The sequence below is a fragment of the Streptomyces sp. 11-1-2 genome, assembly GCF_003595545.1.
Taxonomy (GTDB): domain Bacteria; phylum Actinomycetota; class Actinomycetes; order Streptomycetales; family Streptomycetaceae; genus Streptomyces; species Streptomyces hygroscopicus_B.
In genome coordinates, this window is the sequence record NZ_CP022545.1 from 3,448,451 (window position 1) to 3,474,074 (window position 25,624).

A 25,624-nucleotide genomic window follows, 5' to 3' on the forward strand; every position below is an offset into this window, starting at 1 on the left:
TCCCCCAGACACCACACCGAGGGGCACAGGGTGCTGTGGGTTGCCTCACATCACCCGCTCGGCCCACCCCGTTGCCCTCGTTTGCCCTACCTAAAGAAAAGACAAAATCCGCTGGTGAGAGGTAACGTCGTCATCATGTCGATATCAGCGCCGCAGCCGAATCCGTCCGCCGACCGCGACGCCCGTACGGGAGACACGGTCACCGACCGCCTCGTGGAGGCCAACCGCAAGTACGCCGAGAAGTTCACCGACCCCGGAATGGACGCGCGCCCCGTGCAGCGCGTCGCCGTCGTCGCATGCATGGACGCCCGTCTGGACCTGCACGAGGCACTCGGCCTGGAGCTGGGTGACTGCCACACCATCCGCAACGCGGGCGGTGTGGTCACCGACGACATCATCCGGTCCCTGACCATCAGCCAGCGCGCGCTCGGGACCCGCAGCGTCGTGCTCATCCATCACACCGGCTGCGGTCTGCTGAACCTCACCGAGGACTTCCGGCATGAGCTGGAGGAGGAGGTGGGCCAGCGTCCGTCGTGGGCGGTCGAGGCGTTCAAGGACCTCGACGCCGATGTCCGCCAGTCGATGCAGCGGGTGCGCACCTCGCCGTTCCTGGTGCACACCGACGACGTCCGCGGCTTCATCTTCGATGTGACGACGGGTCTGCTGCGGGAGGTCACGCCGCGCACGTGAGGGATGCTGACGTCACTGAAGGGATTCAGCACCCGAACTCGTACAAGCGTGACAAATAACCCCGGGTTATCCACAGCCGAGTGACGCGAGGCCGCGGAGACCGCAAGAATGCATAGGTGACATCGTCCCCCGCAACCACGCGGGGGACCGATGTCAGCGTTTGCGGTGGGCCGGTCCGTTCCGAGGGCAACGGCCCTGAGAACGGGCCGAGGAGGGCCGGGTGACGACCTATGACGAGCGAGCGAGCCTCAGCGATCTGACCACCACAGCGGAGCGGATCCGCCGGTCGGTGGAGGGTGTGATCGAGGGCAAGCCCGAGGTCGTACGGCTTTCGCTGACCGTGCTGCTCGCCGAGGGGCATCTGCTGATCGAGGACGTCCCGGGCGTGGGCAAGACCATGCTGGCCAAGGCGCTCGCGCGGTCCATCGACTGCTCCGTGCGACGGATCCAGTTCACCCCGGACCTGTTGCCGTCCGACATCACCGGCGTGAGCATCTTCGACCAGCAGCGCAAGGAGTTCGAGTTCAAGCCGGGCGCCATCTTCGCCCAGATCGTGATCGGCGACGAGATCAACCGCGCCTCGCCCAAGACCCAGTCCGCGCTGCTGGAGTCGATGGAGGAGCGCCAGGTCACCATCGACGGGGAGAGCTACGAGCTGCCCAACCCCTTCATGGTGGTGGCCACGCAGAACCCGGTCGAGATGGAGGGCACCTATCCGCTGCCCGAGGCGCAGCGCGACCGCTTCATGGCCCGTGTCTCCATCGGATACCCCAGCCCGCAGGCCGAGCTGCAGATGCTGGACATCCACGGTGGCGTCTCCCCGCTGGACGACCTGCAGCCCGTCGCGCACGCCCACGAGATCGTCAAGCTGGTCGAGGCGGTGCGCTCGGTGCATGTCGCCGAGGCCGTCCGGCGTTACGCGGTGGACCTGGTGGCCGCCACCCGCAGCCACCCCGATCTGCGGCTGGGCGCCTCGCCCCGGGCCACGCTGCATCTGCTGCGGGCCGCCAAGGCGTCGGCCGCGCTGGCCGGGCGGGAGTTCGCACTGCCGGACGATGTGCAGTCCCTCGCCGTGGCGGTGCTGGCGCACCGGCTGCTGCCCACCGCGCAGGCCCAGCTGAACCGGCGCACCGCGGAGCAGGTCGTCACGGACATCATGCAGCGCACCCCGGTGCCCACCTCCGGCTCGCGCGGTGCGGGTGGCGGGATGCCCCCCATGCCGCCCATGCCCCCGGCCGACTTCGGCCGGCAGCAGCCGGGCGCGCGGAGGCTGTGATGGCCGCAGGGGGGACGGACATGGGCCCCGAGGGTCCCGGCGCCGGCGAGGACTCGGGCGGGCTGCGGGCCGCCCTCGCCGGTCTCACCACCCGCGGCCGTTCCTTCCTGGCCGCCGGGGTGGCCGCCGCGGTGTGCAGCTACGTCCTGGGCCAGGCGGATCTGCTGCGGGTCGGGCTGCTGCTGGCCGCGCTGCCGCTGGTCTGCGTCGCCGTGGTCTACCGCACCCGGTACCGGGTGGCGGGCAGCAGACGGCTCGCGCCCGCGCGGGTGCCTGCGGGCTCCGAGGCCCGGGTGCATCTGCGGATGGACAATGTCTCGCGGCTGCCCACCGGGCTGCTGATGCTCCAGGACCGGGTGCCCTATGTGCTGGGGCCGCGCCCCCGGTTCGTGCTGGACCGGGTGGAGCCGGGCGGGCGGCGCGAGGTGTCCTACCGGGTCCGCTCGGATCTGCGCGGCCGCTATCCGCTGGGCCCGCTGCAGCTTCGGCTGAGCGATCCGTTCGGGATGTGCGAGCTCACCCGTGCCTTCAGCGCCTACGACACGCTCACGGTGGTGCCCCGGGTCGAGCCGCTGCCCCCGGTGCGCCTGACCGGCGAGGCCGCGGGGTACGGGGACGGGCGGCACCGCTCGCTGGCCCTGGCCGGTGAGGACGATGTCATCCCGCGCGGCTATCGCATAGGCGACGATCTGCGCCGGGTGCACTGGCGGTCCACCGCGCGCTACGGGGAGCTCATGGTCCGCCGCGAGGAGCAGCCGCAGCGGGCCCACTGCACGGTGCTACTGGACACCCGGCGCACGGCGCACTACGGCTCCGGGCCCGACTCGGCCTTCGAATGGGCGGTCTCCGGGGCGGCCTCGACCGCGGTCCATCTGCTGGAACGGGGCTATGCGGTCCGGCTGTTGACCGACTCCGGAAGCTCGGTGCCGGGCCCGGACGGCGGAGGCGGCTTCACCGGCTCCACCCATGACTCGGCGGAGACCGCCGGGCTGATGCTGGACACCCTCGCCGTGGTGGACCACTCCGACGGCGAAGGGCTTTCGCCCGCCTTCGAGGTGCTGCGCGGCGGCGGTGAGGGGCTGCTGGTGGCCTTCCTGGGCGATCTGGACGAGGAACAGGCGGCGACGGCCGCCCGGATGCGGCACCGCACCACGGCCGCGGTGGCGTTCGTGCTGGACAGCGCGGCCTGGTCGCGCGGGGCGGAGTTCGGGGGCACACGGGAGCTGGAGGAGCGGCTGCGGCAGCTCCGCGAGGCGGGGTGGACGGCGCTGCCGGTCGGCCCGGGGGCCTCGCTGACACAGCTGTGGCGGCAGGCCGACGCCCAGGGCGCCACCCGGGCGGACGCGGGAGGTCCCGCAGTCGGCGGTATGACAGGGAGCTGGGCATGAGTGGGAGCGTTCGGCTCGCGATATGTGCGGCGCTGGCCACGGTGGCGGCGGCCTGTGCGCTGCTGCCGCTGGTGGACCCGGCGAGCTGGCTGTTGCAGGCCGCTCTGTTGCTGGCGGTCCAGAGCGGGACGGGCGTGGCGGCCCGCCGGGTGCCGCTGGCCCGCCCGCTGACGGTGGCCGCGCAGGCCGTGGTGACGCTGCTGCTGCTCACCCTGGCCTTCGCGCACGAGCAGGCGCTGGGCGGGGTGCTGCCGAGCCCGCAGGCCCTCCACGAGTTCGCACTGCTGCTGCGCGACGGCGCCGACGACGTGGGGCAGTACGCGATCCCCGCGCCGCTCACCGATGGCATCCGGCTGATGCTGGTGGCCGGGGTGCTGGCGATCGGCCTGGTGGTCGACGCGCTCGCGGTGACGTACCGCAGCGCGGCCCCCGCCGGACTGCCGCTGCTCGCGCTGTACTCGGTCGCGGCCGGGCTGTCCGACGCCGGGAGCGACTGGCTGTGGTTCCTGCTGGCGGCGGCCGGCTATCTGCTGCTGCTCCTGGCCGAGGGCCGGGACCGGCTGTCCCAGTGGGGCAGGGTGTTCAGCGGCGGTGCCCCGCATCCGGCGGGTATGCCGCCCTCGGGCCTGGCCGGGGCCGGAGGAGCCCCGGCGCTCGCCCCGGTCCGCACCGGCCGCAGGATCGGCGTGCTGGCGCTCGGCATCGCGCTGGTGGTGCCCGCGGCGCTGCCGTCCCTGGACGGCGGGCCGCTGGACCGGCAGGGCAGCGGTGGCGGGTCCGGCAGCGGCGGCGGCACGATCTCGGCGGTCAATCCGCTGGTGTCGCTGCAGGACAGCCTGAATCAGCCGGAGAACAAGGAGGTGCTGCGCTATCGCACCTCCTCGCAGACCACGCAGGACCTGTATCTGCGGATCGTGGCACTGGACCGGTTCGACGGCACCTCGTGGAAGTCGTCCGAGCGGCATGTCACCGATGTGCCCGGGCAGCTTCCGTCGCCCGCCGGGCTCGGCCCCTCGGTCCGGGTCTCCTCGATCGACACCTCGATCTCGGCCGCCGACTGGTACGCGCAGAACTGGCTGCCCCTCCCCTACCCCGCGTCCAGGGTCGAGATCGACGGGCGCTGGCGCTATGAGCCGGAGGGCCGCACGCTGGTCGGCGACCGCGGCCAGACCACCCGGGGCGCGCGCTACCGGGTCACCAGCCTGCTGGTGGAGCCGACGGCCGAGCAGCTCGCGGCCGCACCGGCACCGCCCTCGCGGCTGCGGAAGGAGTACACCGAGGTGCCGGACTCGCTGCCATCCGTGGTGGCCAGTACGGCACGGGAGGTGACCGCCGGCGCGGCGAACGCGTACGAGAAGGCGGTCAAGCTCCAGGACTGGTTCGCCGTGAACGGAGGATTCCGTTACGACACCGAGGTGCAGTCCGGCAGCGGCTCGGCCGCCATCGTCCGGTTCCTGAAGCAGAAGGAGGGCTTCTGCGTCCACTTCTCCTTCTCGATGGCGGCGATGGCCCGGACGCTGGGCATTCCGGCGCGGGTTGCGGTCGGGTTCACCCCCGGCACCGCCCAGGGGGACGGCTCGGTGTCGGTGGGCCTTAAGGACGCGCACGCCTGGCCCGAGCTGTACTTCGAGGGCGTGGGCTGGACCCGTTTCGAGCCCACCCCGAGCCGTGGCACCCAGCCCGACTACACGATGGAGCAGACGCCCTCGGGCACCCCGTCCGACGAGCCGACGAGCGAGCCCAGCACGACCTCCGAGCCGACGGCCGCCCCGACCGCCTCCGACAGTTGCACCCCGGAGATGAAGAAGCTGGGCACCTGTGGAGGTGCCGCGGCCCAGCAGCCGGACAACGGCGCTTCGGGCGGGAGCTGGTCGGCGACCAAGGTCACGAGTTGGAGTTCGCTGGCGGTGCTGCTGGCCGTGGTGCCCCTGCTGCCCATGCTGTGGCGGCGGCGGGTACGGACCCGCAGACTGGGCGGCTCGGGCGGGCGCACCGAGCAGGACGCGGCCGACCGGATCCTCGCCGCATGGCGTGAACTCACCGATTCGGCCTGGGACTTCGGCGTGCTGCCGGACGACTCGCTGACCTCGCGCAGAGCGGTGGCCCGCATGGTGCGGATCGCCGACCTCGACGACGATTCGGCCCGGGCGGCGCAGCGGGTGGCCGAGGCGGTCGAGCAGGTGCTGTACGCACCGCAGCCACGCCCGTTCGCAGGCGTCGCGGACGACGTCCGGCAGGTGCTGGCCGGATTCCGGGCCAAGGCGGGGCGGCGGGAGCGGCTGCGGGCGCTGCTGGCGCCGCGGTCCGCGGCTCAGCTGGTGTGGGCGTGGGGACAGCGCTGGTCCGCGCTGGTCCAGCGGTGGGGAGCCCCCCGCTGGGCCCGCTGGGCCTCCCAGCTCCGGCCCCCGCGCGGCCAGGGGAGCTGACCTCGGGGTGGCCCTGAGCCCTTACGGCTGAGGCCCGGCCTGAGCCCCCGCGACTGAGCCCCTGCGGCGCGTGCGGGGGCTCAGGCCATTCGGGCACGCCACGGGGCTCAGGGCCGCCCGAGCTCGCTTCAGGGCCCTGCGCGGAGCCAGGGCCAGGCCCCAAGGGCCAGGCCCCGGTTGCGGGCCCAGGACGCGGTTGCGGGGCTGGGCACGACTGAAGGGCTACGACGCGGAAGGGCTACCACACGGTTGAGGGGCGGTCGCCAGTCGGCGACCGCCCCTCAACCACTCATTCAAGAATTATTTCTCAGTGGCCCTGCTCATCGCGGCGACGCTGCCACCGCTCCTCGATACGCGCCATCATCGAACGGCGCTGACGGCCCTGACGGCGGGGAGCCGCCCCGCCGCCGCCCTGCGCCTCGCCGGGTTTGGGAGCCTTGCGCCAGCCGGTCACCGCGAGCACCGCACATCCCAGCATGATCAGGAAGCCCACCACGCTGATCCAGATCTGGGGAACGATCACTCCGACCATGAGGAGCGCGATGCCCACCAGAAAACCCGCGACCGCCTGGTAGACCCGTCGCCGGGTGTACGTGCGCAGGCCGCTTCCCTCAAGCGCTGTCGCGAACTTGGGATCTTCGGCGTACAACGCTCGCTCCATTTGCTCGAGCATGCGCTGCTCGTGCTCCGAGAGCGGCACGGAGTCCTCCTACTCGTCGGTCGCGGGGGGCGACCGGGTGCGACCCTTTCAGGATAGGCAGGGAATCGCCCCCGTGAAACCCGCCCCTCAACGCCAATTCGCCCACCCCCACGGGCGTGGCGAAAGTTGACGCTGAGACGTCCATTCCCCTCCCGCCGATTGGCCATGCCGGACGGTGTACCCCGATCATACGGGGCCGGACGGCCAAGCGGGTCTCCTGTGGCCGACTCCACCTGCACCGCCCGTCGTCCGGTGGGGCGGGAGGTGCCGCTCAGTCCCGCTCGGCGAGAACGTGCAGCTGAGTGGCGACGGAGCGGAAGGCGGGCAGCCCGGCGGCGGCCTCCTCCAGCTGCAACAGGGCGTCCAGCGCCCCGGGCTCGGTGTCCACGAGCACTCCGGGGACCAGATCGGCGAAGACCCGCACCCCGTGCACCGCGGCGATCTCCAGACCGGCCGCCTCCACCAGCTCGGAGAGCTGGTCGGCGGTGAAGCGGCGCGGCATCGGGTCTCCGGAGCCCCAGCGGCCCTCGGGGTCGGTAAGCGCTTGCCGGGCCTCGGTGAAGTGGCCGGCCAGGGCGCGGGCCAGCACGGCGCCGCCGAGGCCCGCCGCGAGCACGCTGAGGGTTCCGGCGGGGCGCAGGGCCGCCGCCGCGTTCCGCAGGCCCTCGCCGGGGTCGTCCACGTACTCCAGGACGCCATGGCAGAGCACCACGTCGTAACCGCCCCGCTCGACCACGTCGAACAGCCCGTGGACATCGCCCTGGACTCCGCGCACCCGGTCGGCCACCCCGGCCTCGGCGGCCCGCCGCTCCAGCGCGAACAGGGCGTTCGGACTCGGGTCGACCACGGTGACGCGGTGGCCGAGGCCGGCCACGGGGACGGCGAAATTGCCGCTGCCGCCGCCGGTGTCCAGGACGTCCAGCGCGCCGTGCACGGCCCCGCCCTCGGCCGCCTCCCGGCCCGTGACCTTGGCCCGCCGTTCCAGGGCGTCTTTCAGGACCTCCCAGACCACGGCGGTACGGAGGGACGCACGGGGGCGCTGCGGGTCTGACACGGCGGGTGGCTCCTCGGCGCGGTGCCGCCACCACCCGGAGGCGGTGACGACGGCTTACTGACGTCGGCGGTCCCAGCCTATTGCCTCCATGGGGCGGGGTGCGCCGAGGCCGCCGGCCCACCGGCCCCCAGCGGATACCGGACGGACAGCGGCCGACACCCGAGCGGTACCCGGCGGACAGCGGCCATCGCCCGAGCGGATACCGGGCCGGGCCGGGGCGGTCACCGGGCCGGGCCGGGGCGGTCACCGGGCCGGGCCGGGGCGGTCACCGGGCCATCCCTCAGGCTCCCGACGGGCCCGGCTCGTCGCCCGGCGGGGCCTGGTGGGGCAGGGTCGGCTGCAACATCAGCATGCGCTCCACCAGCCGCAGGAACATCGCGGTGGCACGCAGCAGATCGTCCGCGTCCCGCCGGCTCGCGGCGCCCTGTATCCCCGCCTCGGCGCGGGCCCGGCGCTCGGCGCCGGAGGCGAACAGCGCGCTCCACTCGGCCAGTTCGGGAGCGACCTCCGGCAGGACCTCCCAGGCGCTGCGGATCCGGGCGCGGCGGCGCACGGTGGGCTCGGGGCGGCCGCGCACGGCGAGCACGGCGGCGGCCGTGCGCAGGGCGGCCAGATGTGCGGTCGCAAAGCGCTCGTTGGCGGTTTCGAGCGCGGCGGCCTCCTCCAGGCCCTGATGGGCCTGGGTGAGCAGACCGGCCGCGGCGGGCGGGGCGGACGCGCGGCGCAGCACGGGGTGGACATCGGTCGCGGGGCCGGTCAACGAAGGGGCAGGGGCGGCGGCACGGTGCCGGCGCGCTGCGGCGGTACTGGCCATGACGAACCTCCTGTCGTCGCGTGGCGGCCGGTCGTGTGGTAGAGCGACCGCCGTATGGGGCCATCGTGGGGCACACCACTGACAATCGGCTCTGACCAGCGCGAACGACCCCGACACCACGCCTCGCCCTGCCATACTCCATACTGTTTTTGCACTGACCAGTCAGTTCAAAAATCAAGGAAGTGATCTGTGTGGGGGGCACCCCAGAAGCGGATACCGGGGCGGCGGTGACGGCCGAGGGGCTCGGCGTCAGGGGGTCGCACGGCTGGGCGTTCCGCGGTGCCGACATCGCCGCCGACTCCGGTGCGCTGATCGCGATCGAGGGCCCGTCCGGCTCGGGCCGCACCTCCCTGCTGCTCACGCTCACCGGCCGGATGCGCCCCACCGAGGGACACGGCGTGGTCGGGGGCTTCCGGGTTCCCCAACAGATGGCGCGCATACGCCGGATCAGCGCGCTCGCGCACGTACCGGGCGTCATCGAGCTCGATCCGGTGCTCACGGTCGCCGAGCATCTGCGGGAGCGGGCCCTGCTGCGGCGCCGGTTCGCGGACTCCCCACGCGGGCTGCTGCGCCCGCGCCGTGAGCGGGCCGCCGCGTCCCGGGCCGGGATCGACGCGGCCCTCACGGCCGCCGGGCTGGACCTCGACACGCTGCCCAAGGGGCCGCGTACGGCCGTACGGGACCTGGAGCGGCTGGAGGCGCTGCGGCTGTCGATCGCGCTCGCGCTCATCGCCCGGCCGCGGCTGCTGGCCGTCGACGACGCCGACATGAAGCTCTCGGACGCCGAACGCGAGCGCGCCTGGGCGCTGCTGCGGGAGGTCGCGGAGGGCGGCACCACGGTCCTCGCGGTGTGCAGCCAGGCCCCGGCCGACGCGGTCGTGGTCCGGACCGCGCGGAAGAGCCCGGCCGAAAAGAGCCAGCAGGCCGACGGGGACGCCTCCGACACTCCCGCCGCCCACGAGGCCGGACACGACGAGAACGAGAAGGGGGCGGCGGATGCGCTCGCCGAAACTCGCCGCGCTTGAGCTGAAGCGGTTCGGGAGGGGAAAGCTGCCACGGGCGGCGCTCGCCGCCCTGCTCCTGCTGCCGCTGCTCTACGGCGCGCTGTACCTGTGGTCCTTCTGGGACCCGTACGGCAAGCTCGACAAGATCCCGGTGGCCCTCGTCAACTCGGACAACGGCGCCACCGTGAAGGGCGAGCGCCTCACCGCGGGCGACGACATCAGCGGCAAGCTGCTCGACAGCAAGACCTTCGACTGGCACCGCACGAGCGCCGCCGAGGCCCGTAAGGGCGTCGCGAACGGCACGTACTACCTGTCGCTCACCGTGCCCTCGGACTTCAGCCGGCAGATCGCCACCAGCTCCGGCAAGTCCCCGGAGACCGGCGCCCTCAAGGTGTGCACCAACGACGCCAACAACTACATCGTCGGCCAGATCTCCCGCTCGGTCTTCTCCGAGGTGCGCGCCGCGGCCTCCACCAAGGCGTCCCGCGGCTTCTACGACAACATCTTCATCTCCTTCGCCGATATCCACGGCGAGACGGAGAAGGCCGCCAAGAGCGCCGACAAGCTCGGTAAGGGCATCGGCAAGGCCAAGAAGGGCGCGGACGACCTCGCCAAGGGCCTGGCCAAGGCCAAGAAGGGCAGCCGCGATCTGAAGTCCGGGCTCGGCACGCTCTATCAGGGCTCCGGGACGCTCAAGACCGGCGCGGGCGGCGTCGCCGACGGCACCCGGTCGCTGTCCGACAAGGTCAACGACGTGGCGGCCAAGGTACGCCCGTTCCTCAAGGAGCACGGCAAGGAGATCGGGGACGTCTCCCAACTGGTCGCCGACGCCTCCCAGAAGGCGTCCGACAGCCTCGACACCCTGCCCGAGACGACCTCCGCGGCGGCCACCAAGGCCCGTAAGGCGTCCGACGTCCTCGCCGCCGACTACCGGACCCGCTGCGAGGGGGCGGTGCCCGCCGACCCGGACTGTCCCGCGCTCAAGAAGTCGGTGGCGGCGGCCGACACCGCCGCCGATGTGGCCGAGGACGTCAACAAGCTGGTGCGGGACCACACCACCCAACTCGACGCCCTCGGCGGTCATCTGGACGATCTGCACGACCAGGCGCTGTGGCTCGCGCAGAACGCCCCGCACCTGGGCACCGACCTCGACACCGCCGTACGGAAGGTCAACGCCCTCAACTCCGGTGCGCAGAAGGTCGCCAAGGGCGCCGGAACCCTGCACACCGGGCTGAGCACCGCCAAGACCGGCGCCTCCGACCTCGACAGCGGCGTCGGTAAGGCGCGCGGCGGCGCGAACACCCTGGGCGGCGGGATGTTCCGGCTCGTCGACGGCTCCGGCAAGCTCTCCGGCGGGCTGCACGACGGCGCCGGCAAGATCCCCGACTACGGCAAGCAGGACCGGGACGCCCGGACCGAGGTGATGGCGGATCCGGTCCGGCTGGTCAACCAGGCGCTGCACAAGGCGCCCAACTACGGCACCGGTTTCGCCCCGTACTTCATCCCGCTCTCCCTCTGGGTCGGCGCGATGGTGGCCTACATGCTGATCCAGCCGCTCAACAGGCGCGCGCTCGCGGTGGGCGCCTCCGCCTGGCGGATCGCGTTCGCGGGCTGGCTGCCGGTCGCCGTGATCGGGGTGTTCCAGACGCTGGCCCTGATGGCGGTGTTGCACTGGGCGATCGGCCTGCAGATGGCGCGGGCCGCGGGCACGCTCGGCTTCCTGATGCTGGTGACGGCCTGTTTCGCGGCGATCGTGCAGTGGCTGAACGCCCGCTTCGGACCGGCCGGCCGGATCCTGGTGCTGGCCCTGCTGATGCTCCAGCTGACCTCGGCGGGCGGCACCTATCCGGTGCAGACCAGCCCGCGCTTCTTCAACGCCATCCATCCCTTCCTGCCCATGACCTACGTGGTGGACGGGCTGCGCCGGCTCATCACCGGCGGCGGGCTCGGCCCGGTCTGGCTGGCCTGCGGGGTACTCCTCGGATTCAGCGTGGCTGCCCTGGCGCTCACCGCGTGGTCCGCGCGGCGCAGGCAGGTGTGGTCGGTGGACCGGCTGCATCCGGAGCTGAGCCTGTGAGCGGCATAACATCAACAACGGGCAGAATCGGCGCTATGGACAGCAGCAGCACGCGCCGCCAGGCCACACGCCAGAAACTCTTCGAGGCAGCGGTCACCCTCATCGCCGAACAGGGCTTCTCCTCCACCACCGTGGACGAGATCGCCGAGCGGGCCGGGGTGGCCAAGGGCACGGTCTACTACAACTTCGCCAGCAAGACCGTGCTCTTCGAGGAGCTGCTGCAGCACGGCATCGAGCTGCTGACCGCATCCCTACAGAGCGCCGCCGACGAGAACGCGGAGCGCGGCGGCAGTCATGTGGACGCGCTGGACGCCATGGTCCGGGCCGGGCTGGACTTCATCTCCCGCTATCCGTCGCTGACCCAGCTGTACGTGGCCGAGCTGTGGCGCACCAACCGCGCCTGGCAGTCCACCTTGATGATGGTCAGGCAGCGGGCCATAGCGGTGATCGAGGCCGAGCTGCGGGCCGGGGTGGCCGGGCACGAGTTCAGCGGGGACATCGACATCCCGCTGACGGCGTCGGCGCTGTTCGGGATGGTGCTGGTGGCCGCGCTGGACTGGCAGTCCTATCAACCCGAGCGGTCGCTGGAGGATGTGCACGCGGCGCTGTCGCGGCTGCTGCAGGGCCGCGTGGGCGGGACCGTGGCCTCCGGATAGCCGGCCGCGGCCTCCGGATGGCCGACCGTAGCCTCCGGATGGCCCGGTGTGGCGGACGGATCAGCTCCTCCGGGGACACGTAGAAGGCGCTGTTCCGGCAGATCGACTTTCATCGAGCTGACCGGAACAGCGCCTCCCCCCGTAACTCCCCCGTACTTCCCCCGTTGGAGGCTCCTGGTCCCGGAGACTCCCGGTGACTCCCACCTTTCGTCCGGGCCGCCGCGCCGTTCCGCCGCCCCGTGCCGGCGGTCCGGCGCGCGGCCCTTCCGTATGCACCACTCTCTCGTCCGAGCAGGTGGCGGCCCATCCGCGCGACTACTCATCTCCCCGGCTGAGTACGCGTACTCAGGTCTGCGCACTCGTCCCCAGGTGTGCTGCCCCGGCTGTCGGTGGGGGCGGATAAAGTCGCGGTCATGGCACGGATTGTGGTGATCGGCTCCGGGATGGGCGCCATGGCGGCGGCGGCCCGGCTGGCCGTGGCGGGCCACCGGGTGGTGGTGTACGAGCGCGGGCGGGCCCATGGCGGCGGGGTCGGCCGCTTCGCGCGGGACGGGTTCCGCTTCGACACCGGCCCAGGGCTGCTGCACCTGCCCGCCGTCTACCGGGATCTGTTCGTGAAGACCGGCAAGCAGACCCTGGAGCAGAGCGTCGAGCTCAGCCAGGTCGACCCGGCGAGCCGGCATCTCTTCACCGATGGCACGGATGTCCGGCTGCCCAATGCCTCACGGGCCGGGGTGTTCCAGGCACTGGACGGCGCCTTCGGCGCGGGCGCGGGCGAGCGCTGGAGCGATCTGGTCAACCGGGCGCGCGAGGTGTGGGACGCCACCCGCAGGCCGCTCCTGGAGGAGCCGCTGCGCGCCGACTGGCGGGTCCTGGGCCGCGATCCCTATCCGGCCGCCCCCGTGCGGCGCGGGCGGCTAGGCGGCCTGTTCGGCCGGGGCGGTGCCGACGGCCCGCCCACGCTCGCCGGAGTGGCCCGCCGTGAGCTGAAGGATCCGCGCGCCGTGGCCCTCCTGGAGAGCCATGCGCTGGCGCACGGCCTCGACCCGCGCTCCGCCCCCGCCGCGGCCACCGTGCTGCCCTATATCGAGCAGACGTTCGGCGCCTGGTATGTGCGCGGGGGCATGCGGGCGCTCGCCGATGCCCTCCATGAGCGCTGCCGTCAACGGAAGGTCGAGTTCCACTTCGACGCCCAAGTCACCGGCATCGTGGAGAAGGACGGCCGTGCGGCGGGCGTGGAGCTGGCCGACGGCACCGTCGCGGAGGCCGACGCGGTGGTCTCGGGCATCGACCCCGCGCTGCTGCCCCCGCTGCTCGGCGGGCAGGCGCCCTGGCGGGAGGGGGATGTGCGGCCGGAGCCCGGCGCGGGCGGCGGCACGCCGGGGCGGCTGACCGTCCTTCTGGCGCTGCGCGGCACCCGTCCCGCGGACACCGCGCACCGCACGGTGGTCCACGCCCCGGACCGGGATGCGGAGTTGGCCGCCGTCTTCGGCGACGGCCACGGGCTCCGCGAGCCCTGCCCCCACCCCACGGTGACCGTGCTGCGCCCGGACGACCCCACGGTGCGCCCGGACGAGGAGCACGAGGCCGTCACCCTTACCGCCGTCGTCGCCCCGCACGGCCCGGTGGACTGGACGGACGGCACGGCGGCGGAGCAGGACGCCCAGCGGCTGATCACGGCCGCCGAGGCCGCGATACCGGGGCTGCGGGACCGGATGCTGTGGCATGAGGTCCGCACACCCGCCGACACCGAGGCGGAGACGGGCGCCAGGGGCGGCGCCGTGCCGGGCCCGGTGCTCGCCGGGGCGGACGGCGCGTTTCTGCGGCCCGCCAATGTCACCCGGCTCCCGGGCCTGTATCTGGCGGGCGGCTGGGCCCATCCGGGCGGCGGGCTCGCCCACGCCGGAATGTCGGGCGCGCTGGTGGCCGGGCTGATCGTCGAGGGCGAGGACTGGCGCGGCTCCCAGTAGAGCGGCTCCCAAGGCTCCCAGGAAACACGCGAGCCCGCTCCCGGGGAGCGGGCTCACCTGGCAGCGGGGCTCAGTAGCGCTGCCGACTCAGTAGCGGTACTGCTCGTCGAAGCCCTGGGGATAGCCCTGGCCCTGGGCCTGGCCCTGTTGCTGCTGCTGGTACGGGTACCCCTGCTGGTCCGCCGCGGGCGCGGCGTCGCCTTCGCGCTGCTGCGGCACCCAGGGCCCGCCGGACTGCATCACGTCGTATGCCGGGTCCGGCGAGGGGTAGGAGGCGTCGGCCGCCCAGTGGTCGCCGCCGTAGGCCCCGCCGCCGTACGGATCCTGCTGGCCGTAGGCCGCGTACTGGTCGGCGTACTGCTGCTGGCCGTAAGCCTGCTGGTCGTATGCCTGCTGCTCATAGGACTGGGCCTGGGGCTGAGGCTGGTCCTGGGGCTGGGCGCCGCCGTACGGGTCCTGGCCGTAGGCCGCGTACGCCTCGTTCCCGTAGCCGTACTGCCCGCCCTGGCCCATCTGGTCCGCGTAGACGTCCTGGCCGTAGTTCTGGCCGTGCCCCTGGCTGTGGTCCTGCTGCGAGCCGTAGCCGCCGTACGTCTCGTACGCGCTGTAGCCACCGGCCGCCTCGCCGCTGTACGCCCCCGCGGCCGGGGTGAAAGCCGACGGCTCCTCGTAGACGCCGTACTCGCCAGTGTCGTCGGGCAGCGGCTGCGGCTGGTACGTGGGCGGCTCCGGCTGCGCCGCCGGGACCGCCTCCAGGTCGGACACCTCGAGGATCGGCTCCTTGTCCGAGTCGTCCGGCCGGGGGCTGCGCTCCTCGCGGCCGAGCAGTCCGGGCAGCCCGCCGCTCAGCGCCCAGCCCGCGGCGAAACCGCGCCGGAAGGAGAGCGTCACATACGTCTGGCCTATGGCGAAGGCGATCGCCCCCACCCCGATCACCGGAACCGACGGGATCAGCACGCCGACGACCACGCCCAGAAAGCCGACGAAGGCCAGCAGCCGCCAGCGCAGCCGTGCCTTGTACTGCAGGAGGACCTCCCCCAGCAGCCACAGCGCGACGACGCCGAATGCGATGTAGAGGACCGTCCAGCCCATGCCCGCCCCTCTCAATGCGGCCGCCCGTCGGCTGCCGTCATCAGGATCAGGACCGCTGATGCAGTCCCAGATTCTCGTAGATTTCCAGCGTCGCCGGGGAGTGGTTCAGGGTGATGAAGTGCAGCCCGGGGATCTCCTCGGCCATCAACCGCGCGCACACCTCTGTGGCGTAGTCGATTCCGATCGAGCGTACAGCCGCCGGGTCGTCTTTCACCGCCAGGATCCGTTCAGCCAGTTCGGGCGGGAACGCGGCATTGCTGAGCTGTGCGAACCGCTCGATCTGCTTGACGTTCGTGAGGGGCATGATCTCAGGGATGATCGGTGTCGTACAGCCCGCCGCCGCGACCCGGTCGCGCAGCCGCAGATAGTCCTCGGGGTAGAAGAACATCTGCGTGATGGCGAAGTCGGCGCCCGCACGGCACTTGTCGATGAAGTGACGGATGTCGGTGTCCCAGTCCGCCGAGCGGGGGTGCATCTCGGGGAACGCGGCCACGCCGACGCAGAAGTCCCCGGACTCCTTGATCAGCCGGACCAGCTCGACGGCGTAGTCGAGGCCGTCGGGGTGCCGGATCCACTCCCCCGTGGGGTCGCCCGGCGGGTCGCCGCGCAGGGCCAGCATGTTCCGGATCCCGGCGTCGGCGTACTGCCCGATGATGTTGCGCAGTTCGGCCCGGGAGTGGTTGACGGCGGTCAGATGGGCGACGGGGGTGAGCGTGGTGTCCGTCGCGATGCGCTCGGTGACGCGCACGGTGCCCTCACGGGAGGAACCGCCTGCTCCGTAGGTCACGGAGACGAAGGTGGGCGAGACGGCTTCCAGCCTGCGGATGGCGTTCCACAGGGTCTGCTCGCCCTTCGCCGTCTTGGGGGCGAAGAATTCGAAGGAATACGACTGCTCGCCCGACGCGAGCAGATCGCGCACGGTCCGGGCGCGATCGGTCCTGGTGGAAGCGGTGCCTAGGGCCATACGTGCAGGCTATCCACCCGGCTCGGCTACGCCCACCCGGCCGCGGAGATTTGGGGGTTTTGCCAGCCTTCTGTCCGCAGTGCGGACAGCTCGGCGCGCCCTCGACCGGCGGACGAGCCGAGTCGGATGAAAACCGGGTGAAAGCCGGGTGAAAAGCCGGGGCCGGGCCCCGGTCAGGCCGCGCGCACCCGCTTGGCCAGCTCCGCCGTCGCCGCCGCCGGGTCGTCGGCAGCGGTGATGGCCCGGACCACGACGATGTGGCGGGCGCCCGCCTCCAGGACCTGATCCAGGTTGGACGCGTCGATTCCGCCGATGGCGAACCACGGCCGCTCGGTGCCCAGCGCCGCGGCGTGGCGCACCAGGGACAGCCCGGGGGCGGGGCGGCCCGGCTTGGTGGGGGTGGGCCAGCAGGGGCCGGTGCAGAAGTAGTCCACACCGGGCTGGACGGCCGCCGCGTCCACCTCCGCCTCCGCATGCGTGGAGCGCCCGATCAGCACGTCCGCGCCGAGGATCGCGCGCGCCGCGGGCACCGGCAGATCGCCCTGGCCCAGATGGAGCACATCCGAGCCGATGGCATGCGCGACATCGGCGCGGTCGTTGACGGCGAGCAGCTTTCCATGGCGACGGCAGGCATCCGCGAGGACCTGGAGGTGCTCCAGCTCCTCGGCCGCCTCCATCTCCTTCTCCCGCAGCTGGACGATGTCCACGCCCGCCGCCAGGACGGCGTCCAGGAACTCCGGCAGGTCGCCCTGGCGCTTCCGTGCGTCGGTGCACAGATAGAGGCGGGCGTCGGCCAGCTGCTCATGCGCGGTGGCGGTGGTGGACATGGTTCGGTACCCCCGGAGGGTCGGCGGCGTACGGGCCGTGCGCGAGCCCGACCCGTACGCCGTGTGCGACAACACGCGATTACGTGCGATTACGTGCGACTACATGCGACTACGGCGACAAAAACGCGAGAGCGATCAGCCCTGTACACGCCCCGTACGGGCTCTGTACGAGCCCGTACGGAAGGCCGCCGAAAGCTGGACGGGAGCGGCGTCAGACGGCGAGCGCCTGCGCGCGCCGCTTCACTTCCGTACCGCGATTCTCGCTCAGGGCCCGTGCCGGGGTGCCGGGCAGGCTCGGGTCGGGGGTGAAGAGCCACTCCAGCATCTCTTCATCGCTGAAGCCGTCGTCCTTCAACAGCGTCAAGGTCCCCACGAGGCCCTTGACGACCTTTCCGTCGGCGATGAACTCCTCGGGCACCTGAAGCACCCTGTTCTCGCCACGGCGCACCGCGATCAGCTGGCCCTCCTTGACCAGCTGCCGGACGCGCGTCACCTCGACACCGAGTCGCTCGGCGACGTCGGGGAGGGTGAGCCAGGCGGGGACGAGAGCATCGATCTTTGCGTCAATCTCGGTCACGGAACAAGCCTGCCATCTGGGACTGACAGTGGGTAGCCGGGCGCCCGCCGCGCGGGCCGCCCGCCCCGCCCCGGACGCCCCGGCCAGCAGTCTGCCGGCCGGTCAGCAGACGGCCGACTTCAGCGGCACCGACGGGTCCTCAGCCCGCGTCCGGTCCAGCCGGGCGCCGCGCTCGATCAGCTTGCGCCCCTGGGCCAGATCGCGCGGACGGCCGACGGCCAGCAGGGCGACCAGGGCGCCCTCTCGCAGCCAGCACACCGACCAGGCGGCACCGGCCGGATCGCCGCGCCAGACCAGTTCATCGGCCTCCGAGTGGTGCCCGGCGTACTGCACGAAGCGCCCGAACTGCTCGGACCAGAAATACGGCACCGGGTCGTAGACCGCGCCGGGGAAGTGGGCGACCGTCCGGCTCCCCACCACATTGGCGGCGACGGTGCGCGGCCCCTGCAGCGCGTTGTCCCAGTGGTGCACCAGCAGCCGGGTGCCGTAGCGGGCGGACGGGAAGGAGGCGCAGTCGCCGACCGCGTAGACGTCCGGCGCCGAGGTGCTCAGCCGGTCGTCGGCGGCTACGGAGCGGTCCTCGGCCAGCTCCACGCCCGAGCCCGCCAGCCAGTCCGTGGCCGGCCGGGCCCCGATCCCGACGACCACCGCGCCCGCCCGCAGCCGGGTGCCGTCGCCGAGCACCAGCCCGCTCTCGTCCACGGAGGCCACCCGGGCGCCGGTCACCAGCCGGGCGCCGTAGTCCTCGTACCAGGCCGCCATGGGGGCCGCGACCTCGGCCGGGAGGGCGCCCGCCAGCGGCCGGTCCGCGGCCTCGACGACCGTCACGGCGCAGCCCGCCTCGCGCGCCGCCGTGGCGAACTCCGCGCCGATCCAGCCCGCCCCCACGACCGCGATCTCGCGCTGCCGGGCGAGCACCGGGCGCAGCCGCACCGCGTCGTCCAGGGTGCGCAGCAGATGGACGCCTGGCACGCCCTCGCTGCCCGGCAGCGGGACCGGCTCGGCGCCGGTGGCGATCACCAGGACGTCGTACGGGAGCTGCCCGGTCGCGGTCTCGACGAGCCGCTTGTCCGTGCGGAGCCCGGTGACCTGGACGCCGAGCCGCAGCGTGATGCCGAGCCCGGCGAAGTCCACGTCGAGCGTCGACCCCTCGGCCTTGCCGAGCAGCACGGCCTTGGACAGCGGCGGCCGGTCGTAGGGCTGGTGGGTCTCCGCGCCCAGCAGGACGATCTCCCCCGTCCAGCCCTGTTCGCGTAGCGCGACGGCGGTCTGCACCCCCGCCATGCCCGCTCCGACGATCACCACCCGCTGTTCGCCGCCGCTCGAGGACGGCTTCGTCGTCGTCTCATCGCTCACACGATCACTGTATTGCGGCTGGTGGGGCGGACCGCAGAGGGCGAGGGGAGATCTCGGGCACAGAGGGGAGGGGTGGCGGGGGCTGGTGGGTGGTCGGGCTTTCGGGCGATTCGGGCCCGTACTAGGGTGGCGGGGCAGAGCACTCGCGGGAGCCCGGACGTACCGGGCTGAGAGGGAGGCTGGAACGGCCTCCGACCGTACGAACCTGATCCGGGTCATGCCGGCGAAGGGAGGGGCAGCGTGTCCACGCACGCACCAGGTCACGACGACGGACCACACACCTCTGGGCTTGGCCGCCGACCATCCGTGGGCGGACCGTACGACGCCCTCGTCATCGGGGGCGGCATCATCGGCCTGGTCACGGCCTGGCGGGCGGCCCAGCGGGGGCTGCGCACCGCCCTCGCCGACCCGGCGCCCGGCGGCGGAGCCGCCTGGGTGGCGGCGGGGATGCTGGCCGCCGTCACCGAGCTTCATTACGGTGAGCAGACCCTGCTCGGGCTCAACTTGGCCTCGGCGCGCCGCTATCCGGACTTCGTGGCCGAGCTGGAGGAGGCGAGCGGCCAGGACGTGGGCCACCGCCCTTGCGGCACACTCGCCGTGGCGTTCGACGCCGACGACCGTGCCCAGCTGCGCGAGCTCCACACGTTCCAGCAGGGGCTCGGGCTGGAGTCCGAATGGCTGACGGGGCGTGAATGCCGCCGTCTGGAACCGATGCTCGCGCCGGGCGTACACGGCGGGCTGCGCGTCTCCGGCGACAACCAGGTGGACCCGCGGCGGCTGACGGCGGCCCTGCTCACCGCGTGCGAGCGGGCCGGGGCCGTCTTCCACCGCGCCCGCGCGGAGCGGCTGTTGCTGGACGGCGACCGCGCCACCGGGATCGAGCTGACCGGGGGCACGCGCCTGGCCGCCGAGCGGACCGTCCTGGCCGCCGGCAGCCTCAGCGGACGGCTCGCGGGCGTCCCCGACGACGTCCTGCCGCCCGTACGACCCGTCAAGGGGCAGGTGCTGCGGCTGTCGGTGCCCGAGCGGTACGCGCCGTTCCTCTCCCGGACCGTACGGGCCGTGGTGCGCGGCGGGCCGGTCTACCTGGTGCCACGCGAGAACGGCGAGCTGGTCATCGGCGCGACCAGCGAGGAGCTGGGCTGGGACACCACGGTCACCGCCGGCGGGGTGTACGAACTCCTGCGGGACGCCCATGAGGTGGTGCCCGGCATCACCGAACTGCCGCTGGTGGAGACATGTGCCGGGCTGCGCCCCGGCTCCCCCGACAACGCCCCGATGCTCGGCCCGACCGCGCTGCCGGGGCTGCTGCTGGCCACCGGCCACCACCGCAACGGCGTCCTGCTCACCCCGATCACCGGCGATGTCATGGCCGAGGCGCTGACGAGCGGAGAACTCCCGCCGGAGGCCCGGCCGTTCACCCCGCGGCGCTTCGCGGCCCCCTCAGCCACCCCCTCCCCAGCACAGGAGCAGCACCCATGACCGTCTCCGTCAACGGCGAGCCCCGCGAGGTCCCGGACGGGACCACCCTCGACCGGCTTGTCGCGACCCTCACCCAGGCGCCCTCGGGCGTCGCCGCCGCCGTCAACGAGACGGTCGTCCCACGCACCCAATGGCCCGCGACCCCGCTCGGCGACGGTGATCGCGTCGAGGTCCTCACCGCGGTCCAAGGAGGCTGATCCACCCATGGCTCCCACCACGGCCGCTACTGCCGCCACGACCGCTACTGCCGCCACACCCGTCACCACCGCCCCGAACGCGCCGGGCCGCGCGCCCCTCACCACCCCCGACCCGCTCACCATCGCCGGGACCGACTTCGGGTCCCGCCTGATCATGGGCACCGGCGGCGCTCCCAGCCTGGAGATCCTGGAACGCTCGCTGCTGGCCTCCGGCACCGAGCTGACAACCGTCGCGATGCGGCGGCTCGACCCCACGGTGCAGGGGTCGGTGCTCTCCGTTCTGAACCGGCACGGCATCCGCCCGCTGCCCAACACCGCCGGGTGTTTCACCGCCGGTGAGGCCGTGCTCACCGCCCGCCTCGCCCGGGAGGCCCTGGGCACGGACTGGGTCAAGCTGGAGGTGGTCGCCGACGAGCGCACCCTGCTCCCCGATCCGATCGAGCTGCTGGACGCCGCCGAGACGCTGGTCGACGACGGGTTCACGGTCCTCCCGTACACCAATGACGACCCGATCCTGGCCCGGAAGCTGGAGGACGTCGGCTGCGCCGCGATCATGCCGCTCGGCTCCCCGATCGGCTCCGGTCTCGGCATCCGCAATCCACACAACTTCCAGCTGATCACCGAGCGCGCCACCGTGCCGGTGATCCTGGACGCGGGCGCGGGGACGGCGTCGGACGCCGCGCTGGCCATGGAGCTCGGGTGCGCGGCGGTGATGCTCGCCTCGGCCGTCACCCGGGCCCAGGAGCCGGAGCTGATGGCGGGGGCGATGCGGCACGCGGTGGAGGCGGGCTGGCTGGCGCACCGGGCGGGCCGGATCCCGCGCCGCCACTTCGCCGAGGCGTCGAGCCCGACCGAGGGCCTGGCGGCCCTGGACCCCGAGCGCCCGGCATTCGGCTAGCCCCTGTCCCGGCCCGGCGCTCGGGCCCCTGTCCCGGCCCGGCGCTCGGCCAGACCCCGCCCAAGCCCGGCGCTCGGCCAGACCCCCGTCCGGGCACGACACCCGGCTAGCCCCGCCCGAACCCGGCGCTCGGCCAGACCCGGCGTCCGGCCAGAGCCCGTCCAGGCCCAGCGCTCCGCCAGACCCCCGCCCAAGCCCGGCGTCCGGGCACGACACCCGGCTAGCCCCCGCCCGCACCCGGCGCTCGGCCAGCCGCCGTCGGGGCAAGGCATTCGGCCGGTCCCCCGTCCGGGCAGGGCGTTCGGCCAGCCCCGCGCGGACCCGGCGTCCAGCCAGAGCCCCGCCCAAGCCCGGCGTCCGGCTAGCCCCCCGCCCGGACCCGGCGCTCGGCCGCTCCCCCGCCCGAACCCGGCATCCAGCCAGACCCCCGCCCGGGCACTACATCCGGCTAGCCCCGCCCGCACCCGGCGCTCGGCCACTCCCCCCGCCCGGACCCGGTGTCCAGCCATGCCCCCGCCCAGCGCCCCAGTGTCCGGCCCGCCGCTGTCCGGGCCCGGCGCGGCCCTCTACTGTGGATTGAGGGAGCAGCGCACAGCGCGGAGGTGGTCGCCGTGACCGTGACCGTGGACGACCGGATCGAGCGCGAGGTGTACGTACCGGCGCCGATCGACCGGGTGTGGCGGGTGCTGACGACGCCCGAGCACATCCGCGTCTGGTACGCCCCCGGCGGCTGCGAGATCGATCCGCACCCCGGCGGGAGGCTCCGGTTCCGGTGGGACGAACACGGAGAGTTCCACGGTCAGGTCGAGCGGGCGGTCCCCGACACGCTCTTCCGCTTCCGGCTGGCCCTGGAACCCGATCACGCGCCCTCGGATCCCGGGGAGGCGACCCTGGTGGAGTTCGCGCTCTCCCCCGAGGGGCGGGGCACCCGGCTGCGGCTGGCGGAGAGCGGTATCCGCGCCCTGGCCGTCCCCGACGAGGCCAAGGCCAAGCACGCCGAGTACGCCATGCTGTCCTGGACCTCCGCGCTCGAGGAGCTGGCCGCGATCGCCGCCGCGTCGCACAACTGACCCGCCGGTGTCACCGTTCCGCTGCAGTACCCGCCCCACCTGGGGCGGGCGGTCATGGCTCATATCGATGCCTCGTAGACTTCCCCCGTGGATACGACCCTCCAGGACCCCCTCGTCGGGCAGGAGCTCGACGGCCGCTACCGCGTTGAGGCGCGGATCGCCGTTGGCGGGATGGCGACGGTCTACCGGGCCGTCGACACCCGGCTGGACCGTGTGCTCGCCCTGAAGGTGATGCACCAGAGCCTCGCCTCCGACGCCGCCTTCGTCGACCGCTTCATCCGTGAGGCGAAGTCCGTCGCGAGACTCGCGCACGCCAATGTGGTCGCCGTCTACGACCAGGGAGCGGACGGCGGCCATGTCTATCTGGCCATGGAATACGTCGCGGGCTGCACCCTGCGCGATGTGCTCCGCGGGCGCGGGGCGCTGCATCCGCGCGCCGCGCTGGACATCCTGGAGCCGGTGCTGGCCGCGCTCGGGGCGGCCCACCGCGCCGGTTTCGTCCACCGCGACATGAAGCCCGAGAACGTGCTGATCGGGGACGACGGCCGGGTCAAGGTCGCCGACTTCGGCCTGGTCCGGGCGGTGGACACCAACACCAGCGCCTCCACCGGCACCGTCCTCGGCACCGTGTCCTATCTCGCGCCCGAGCAGATCGAGCACGGCACGGCCGACCCCCGCGCCGATGTCTACGCCTGCGGTGTGGTGCTGTACGAGATGCTGACCGGCTCCAAGCCGCACGGCGGCAGCACCCCGGCGCAGGTCCTCTACCAGCATCTGAACGAGGACGTCCCGCCGCCGTCCGCCCTCGCGCCCGGGGTCGCCCCGGAGCTGGACGCGCTGGTCGCCTCGGCCACCGCGCGCGCGACCGAGGGGCGTCCCGTCGACGCCGTCGCGCTGCTGAGCGCGACCCGCGCGGTGCGGGCGGCGCTGACCGACGACCAGCTGGACGCGGTGCCCCCGCAGGCCAGGGAGGACACCTCGGCCGGCGCCGAGAACCGTACGACGGTGATTCCGCGCCCGGCGGCGGCCCTCGACGACGAGCAGGAGCTGCTCAACCACACGAGCCGTCTGGAGCTGCCGCCGGAACCGCCCCGGCAGCAGGGGCATGGCCGACGCGGCCGGGGCGGGATGTCGCGCCGCGGGATCATGACGATCGCCGCCGCGGTGGTGCTGGCGATCGCCCTCGCCGCCGGTGTCTGGTACATCAGCGCCGGCCAGTTCACCGAGGTCCCGCCGGTGCTGCGGAAGACCCAGGCGGAGGCGGAGAAGAAGCTGCACGGCGCCGGTCTCGATGTGAAGGTCGTCAACGAGTTCAGCGATGTCATCCCCAAGGGCAAGGTCATCGACTCCAAGCCCGGCCCGGGCGAGCGCGTCCGCGACACCGGCACCGTGACCATCCGGGTCTCCCAGGGGCCGCCGCGGGCCGAGGTGCCCAATGTGGTGGGCATGCCACTGGCCGAGGCCAAGCGGAAGATCGCGGACCAGGGGCTGACGATCGGCAAGGTCATCCGCCGTTTCAGCAGTGAGACGGCCCAGGACTCGGTCCTCTCCACCAGCCCGGTCTCCGGCTCCGTGCGTCGCCCCGAGACGCCGGTGTCGATCGTGGTCAGCAAGGGCCAGCCGGTCGACATCCCGGACGTGGTGGGCGATTCGGTCGACGAGGCCCGGTCCGAGCTGGAGGACGCGGGCTTCAAGGTGAAGATCGCCGACCGGCAGGTGTTCTCGGAGGAGGACAAGGGCTCGGTCGCCGAGCAGTCCCCCTCGGGAAACGGAGACGAACAGGGCGCCAAGGGCGATACGGTCACGCTGACCGTCTCCAAGGGCGTGCAGATGATCGAGGTGCCGGACGTCACGGGTATGACGGCCGACGACGCCAAGGCGCAGCTCGAGGACGCCGGCTTCAAGGTGGACGTCGAGAAGGCGTTGCTGTTCCCCGGGGACAAGGTGCAGGACCAGTCGGTGGACGGCGGGGACGAGGCGCCCAAGGGGAGCACGATCACCATCAAGATCAAGGGCGGCGTGTTCTAGGGCAGCCGAAGCTGACCGCTCCGGCCAGAAGTCGAGCAGCTTCTCATCGCCCAGGATCTCGTAGCGGCGCCCTCCGGCAGTGGGGACAGGCCCGATCACACGGGCCCTCCGCACCTGGGAACCTTGGGTATGTGAGTACGCATCGCAATCCCATCGGTGGCCATGTCCGTGTGGCCGGTGGCCTCGCCACCGTCGGTCTGGCGCACGCCGCCGACATCGGCGCCGAGAGCGTCCAGGTCTTCGTCGCCAATCCGCGCGGCTGGGCCACCCCGGCCGGTACGCCCGCCCAGGACGAGGCGTTCCGCGCCGCCTGCGCCGAGCGGTCCATACCGGCCTACGTCCACGCCCCCTACTTGATCAACTTCGGTTCGCACACCGAGGCCACGGCCGACCGCTCCGTGGAGTCCCTGCGTCATTCGCTCCGGCGCGGCCGGGAGATCGGTGCGCTCGGCGTCGTCGTCCACACCGGCTCGGCGACCGGGGGACGCGCGCGGGCCACCGCGATCGCGCAGGTGCGGGAGCGGATGCTGCCGCTGCTGGACGAGCTGACCCGGGACGACGATCCCTGGCTGCTGCTGGAGCCGACCGCCGGGCAGGGCACCTCGCTGTGCGCGCTGGTGGAGGACCTGGGCCCGTACGTCGAGGCGCTCGACCGGCATCCCCGGCTCGGTGTCTGCCTGGACACCTGCCATGTGTTCGCGGCGGGCCATGACCTCGCCGCCCCGGGCGGTATGAAGCAGACCCTGGACGAGTTGGTGGCCGTCGTCGGCGAGGGGCGGCTCAAGCTGATCCACGCCAATGACTCCAAGGACGTGGTCGGCGCCCACAAGGACCGGCACGCCAACATCGGCGCCGGGCATATCGGGGCGGAGCCGTTCCGCGAGCTGTTCAGCCACCCCGCGACGGACGGGGTGCCGCTGGTGGTCGAGACGCCGGGCGGACCGGACGGTACGGAGGGGCATGCGGCGGATGTGGCCCGGCTGAAGGAGCTGCGCGCCGGGGTCAGCTGAGAAAAGCTGACGCATGGAGGAATACCCCTAGGGGGTATAGCGTTGAACGGGATCGACCGATCACCGAA

22 protein-coding genes and 1 riboswitch are annotated in these 25,624 nt (G+C 72.8%); of the genes, 14 read left to right on the forward strand and 8 right to left on the reverse strand.

Features of this window, described 5'->3' with window-relative positions; translation table 11 throughout:
- Window positions 1-135: 135 nt before the first annotated feature.
- The 4 genes from CGL27_RS14535 (at window position 136) to CGL27_RS14550 (ending at window position 5,780) form a co-directional block, all read left to right on the forward strand.
- Window positions 136-690: a carbonic anhydrase gene (locus CGL27_RS14535; protein ID WP_078640931.1), complete on the forward strand. Its 555-nt coding sequence runs from the start codon at window positions 136-138 to the stop codon at window positions 688-690.
- Window positions 691-910: 220 nt separating this feature from the next.
- Window positions 911-1,966 (forward strand): MoxR family ATPase, encoded by a 1,056-nt coding sequence (locus CGL27_RS14540; RefSeq protein WP_119987138.1) that lies wholly within the window; start codon window positions 911-913, stop codon window positions 1,964-1,966.
- Window positions 1,966-3,354 carry a DUF58 domain-containing protein gene (locus tag CGL27_RS14545; RefSeq protein ID WP_205587693.1) on the forward strand — a complete coding sequence of 463 codons (1,389 nt, stop codon included), beginning with the start codon at window positions 1,966-1,968 and terminating at the stop codon, window positions 3,352-3,354. The genes CGL27_RS14540 and CGL27_RS14545 overlap by 1 nt, the downstream gene beginning before the upstream one ends.
- Window positions 3,351-5,780 carry a DUF3488 and transglutaminase-like domain-containing protein gene (locus CGL27_RS14550; RefSeq protein WP_119987144.1) on the forward strand — a complete coding sequence of 810 codons (2,430 nt, stop codon included), beginning with the start codon at window positions 3,351-3,353 and terminating at the stop codon, window positions 5,778-5,780. Before CGL27_RS14545 ends, CGL27_RS14550 begins: the two co-directional genes overlap by 4 nt.
- Before the next feature lie 307 nt (window positions 5,781-6,087).
- Here CGL27_RS14550 and CGL27_RS14555 read toward each other — a convergent pair whose 3' ends face one another.
- The 3 genes from CGL27_RS14555 to CGL27_RS14565 form a co-directional block, all read right to left on the reverse strand.
- Complete coding sequence (locus tag CGL27_RS14555) at window positions 6,088-6,480, reverse strand: DUF3040 domain-containing protein (RefSeq protein ID WP_078640935.1); 393 nt, start codon at window positions 6,478-6,480, stop codon at window positions 6,088-6,090.
- 271 nt (window positions 6,481-6,751) lie between these two features.
- Window positions 6,752-7,534 (reverse strand): methyltransferase, encoded by a 783-nt coding sequence (locus CGL27_RS14560; RefSeq protein ID WP_119987146.1) that lies wholly within the window; start codon window positions 7,532-7,534, stop codon window positions 6,752-6,754.
- Between the two features lie 280 nt (window positions 7,535-7,814).
- Window positions 7,815-8,348: an SAV_6107 family HEPN domain-containing protein gene (locus tag CGL27_RS14565; protein WP_119987149.1), complete on the reverse strand. Its 534-nt coding sequence runs from the start codon at window positions 8,346-8,348 to the stop codon at window positions 7,815-7,817.
- A gap of 191 nt (window positions 8,349-8,539) precedes the next feature.
- Here CGL27_RS14565 and CGL27_RS14570 point away from each other — a divergent pair, with 191 nt between their 5' ends.
- The 4 genes from CGL27_RS14570 to CGL27_RS14585 all read left to right on the forward strand — a co-directional run bounded on the left by CGL27_RS14570 (window position 8,540) and on the right by CGL27_RS14585 (window position 14,055).
- On the forward strand, window positions 8,540-9,373 hold the full coding sequence (locus CGL27_RS14570) for an ATP-binding cassette domain-containing protein (protein WP_119987152.1): 834 nt from the start codon (window positions 8,540-8,542) through the stop codon (window positions 9,371-9,373).
- The gene (locus CGL27_RS14575; RefSeq protein WP_119987155.1) at window positions 9,345-11,429 is read left to right on the forward strand and encodes a YhgE/Pip domain-containing protein; all 2,085 of its coding nucleotides are present in this window, start codon (window positions 9,345-9,347) and stop codon (window positions 11,427-11,429) included. The genes CGL27_RS14570 and CGL27_RS14575 overlap by 29 nt, the downstream gene beginning before the upstream one ends.
- Window positions 11,430-11,464: 35 nt before the next feature.
- Window positions 11,465-12,085 carry a TetR/AcrR family transcriptional regulator gene (locus CGL27_RS14580; RefSeq protein ID WP_078640940.1) on the forward strand — a complete coding sequence of 207 codons (621 nt, stop codon included), beginning with the start codon at window positions 11,465-11,467 and terminating at the stop codon, window positions 12,083-12,085.
- 413 nt (window positions 12,086-12,498) lie between these two features.
- The gene (locus tag CGL27_RS14585) at window positions 12,499-14,055 is read left to right on the forward strand and encodes an NAD(P)/FAD-dependent oxidoreductase (protein ID WP_119987158.1); all 1,557 of its coding nucleotides are present in this window, start codon (window positions 12,499-12,501) and stop codon (window positions 14,053-14,055) included.
- A gap of 87 nt (window positions 14,056-14,142) precedes the next feature.
- Here the strand turns inward: CGL27_RS14585 and CGL27_RS14590 are convergent, their stop codons facing one another.
- The 5 genes from CGL27_RS14590 to CGL27_RS14610 all read right to left on the reverse strand — a co-directional run bounded on the left by CGL27_RS14590 (window position 14,143) and on the right by CGL27_RS14610 (window position 18,799).
- The gene (locus CGL27_RS14590; protein ID WP_119987161.1) at window positions 14,143-15,147 is read right to left on the reverse strand and encodes a hypothetical protein; all 1,005 of its coding nucleotides are present in this window, start codon (window positions 15,145-15,147) and stop codon (window positions 14,143-14,145) included.
- 46 nt (window positions 15,148-15,193) lie between these two features.
- Entirely contained in the window at window positions 15,194-16,111 is a 918-nt protein-coding gene (gene metF, locus CGL27_RS14595; protein ID WP_078640943.1) for a methylenetetrahydrofolate reductase [NAD(P)H], read from the reverse strand.
- A 173-nt stretch (window positions 16,112-16,284) separates the two neighbouring features.
- Window positions 16,285-16,938 carry a thiamine phosphate synthase gene (thiE, locus tag CGL27_RS14600; protein ID WP_119987164.1) on the reverse strand — a complete coding sequence of 218 codons (654 nt, stop codon included), beginning with the start codon at window positions 16,936-16,938 and terminating at the stop codon, window positions 16,285-16,287.
- 211 nt (window positions 16,939-17,149) lie between these two features.
- Window positions 17,150-17,515, reverse strand: a complete 366-nt coding sequence (locus CGL27_RS14605; RefSeq protein WP_119987167.1) for an Rv2175c family DNA-binding protein — start codon at window positions 17,513-17,515, stop codon at window positions 17,150-17,152.
- 102 nt (window positions 17,516-17,617) lie between these two features.
- Window positions 17,618-18,799 carry an FAD-dependent oxidoreductase gene (locus CGL27_RS14610; RefSeq protein ID WP_237299847.1) on the reverse strand — a complete coding sequence of 394 codons (1,182 nt, stop codon included), beginning with the start codon at window positions 18,797-18,799 and terminating at the stop codon, window positions 17,618-17,620.
- Window positions 18,800-19,006: 207 nt separating this feature from the next.
- Window positions 19,007-19,120: riboswitch (TPP riboswitch) on the forward strand.
- A 57-nt stretch (window positions 19,121-19,177) separates the two neighbouring features.
- Here CGL27_RS14610 and thiO point away from each other — a divergent pair.
- The 6 genes from thiO to CGL27_RS14640 all read left to right on the forward strand — a co-directional run bounded on the left by thiO (window position 19,178) and on the right by CGL27_RS14640 (window position 25,556).
- On the forward strand, window positions 19,178-20,353 hold the full coding sequence (thiO, locus tag CGL27_RS14615) for a glycine oxidase ThiO (RefSeq protein WP_119987170.1): 1,176 nt from the start codon (window positions 19,178-19,180) through the stop codon (window positions 20,351-20,353).
- Entirely contained in the window at window positions 20,350-20,550 is a 201-nt protein-coding gene (gene thiS / locus CGL27_RS14620) for a sulfur carrier protein ThiS (RefSeq protein WP_014060033.1), read from the forward strand. The genes thiO and thiS overlap by 4 nt, the downstream gene beginning before the upstream one ends.
- A gap of 7 nt (window positions 20,551-20,557) precedes the next feature.
- Complete coding sequence (locus tag CGL27_RS14625) at window positions 20,558-21,448, forward strand: thiazole synthase (protein ID WP_119987173.1); 891 nt, start codon at window positions 20,558-20,560, stop codon at window positions 21,446-21,448.
- Between the two features lie 611 nt (window positions 21,449-22,059).
- Window positions 22,060-22,518 carry an SRPBCC domain-containing protein gene (locus CGL27_RS14630; protein ID WP_078647352.1) on the forward strand — a complete coding sequence of 153 codons (459 nt, stop codon included), beginning with the start codon at window positions 22,060-22,062 and terminating at the stop codon, window positions 22,516-22,518.
- Between the two features lie 87 nt (window positions 22,519-22,605).
- Window positions 22,606-24,546 carry a Stk1 family PASTA domain-containing Ser/Thr kinase gene (gene pknB / locus CGL27_RS14635; RefSeq protein WP_119987176.1) on the forward strand — a complete coding sequence of 647 codons (1,941 nt, stop codon included), beginning with the start codon at window positions 22,606-22,608 and terminating at the stop codon, window positions 24,544-24,546.
- A gap of 131 nt (window positions 24,547-24,677) precedes the next feature.
- Window positions 24,678-25,556 carry a deoxyribonuclease IV gene (locus CGL27_RS14640; protein ID WP_119987178.1) on the forward strand — a complete coding sequence of 293 codons (879 nt, stop codon included), beginning with the start codon at window positions 24,678-24,680 and terminating at the stop codon, window positions 25,554-25,556.
- Window positions 25,557-25,624: the final 68 nt, after the last annotated feature.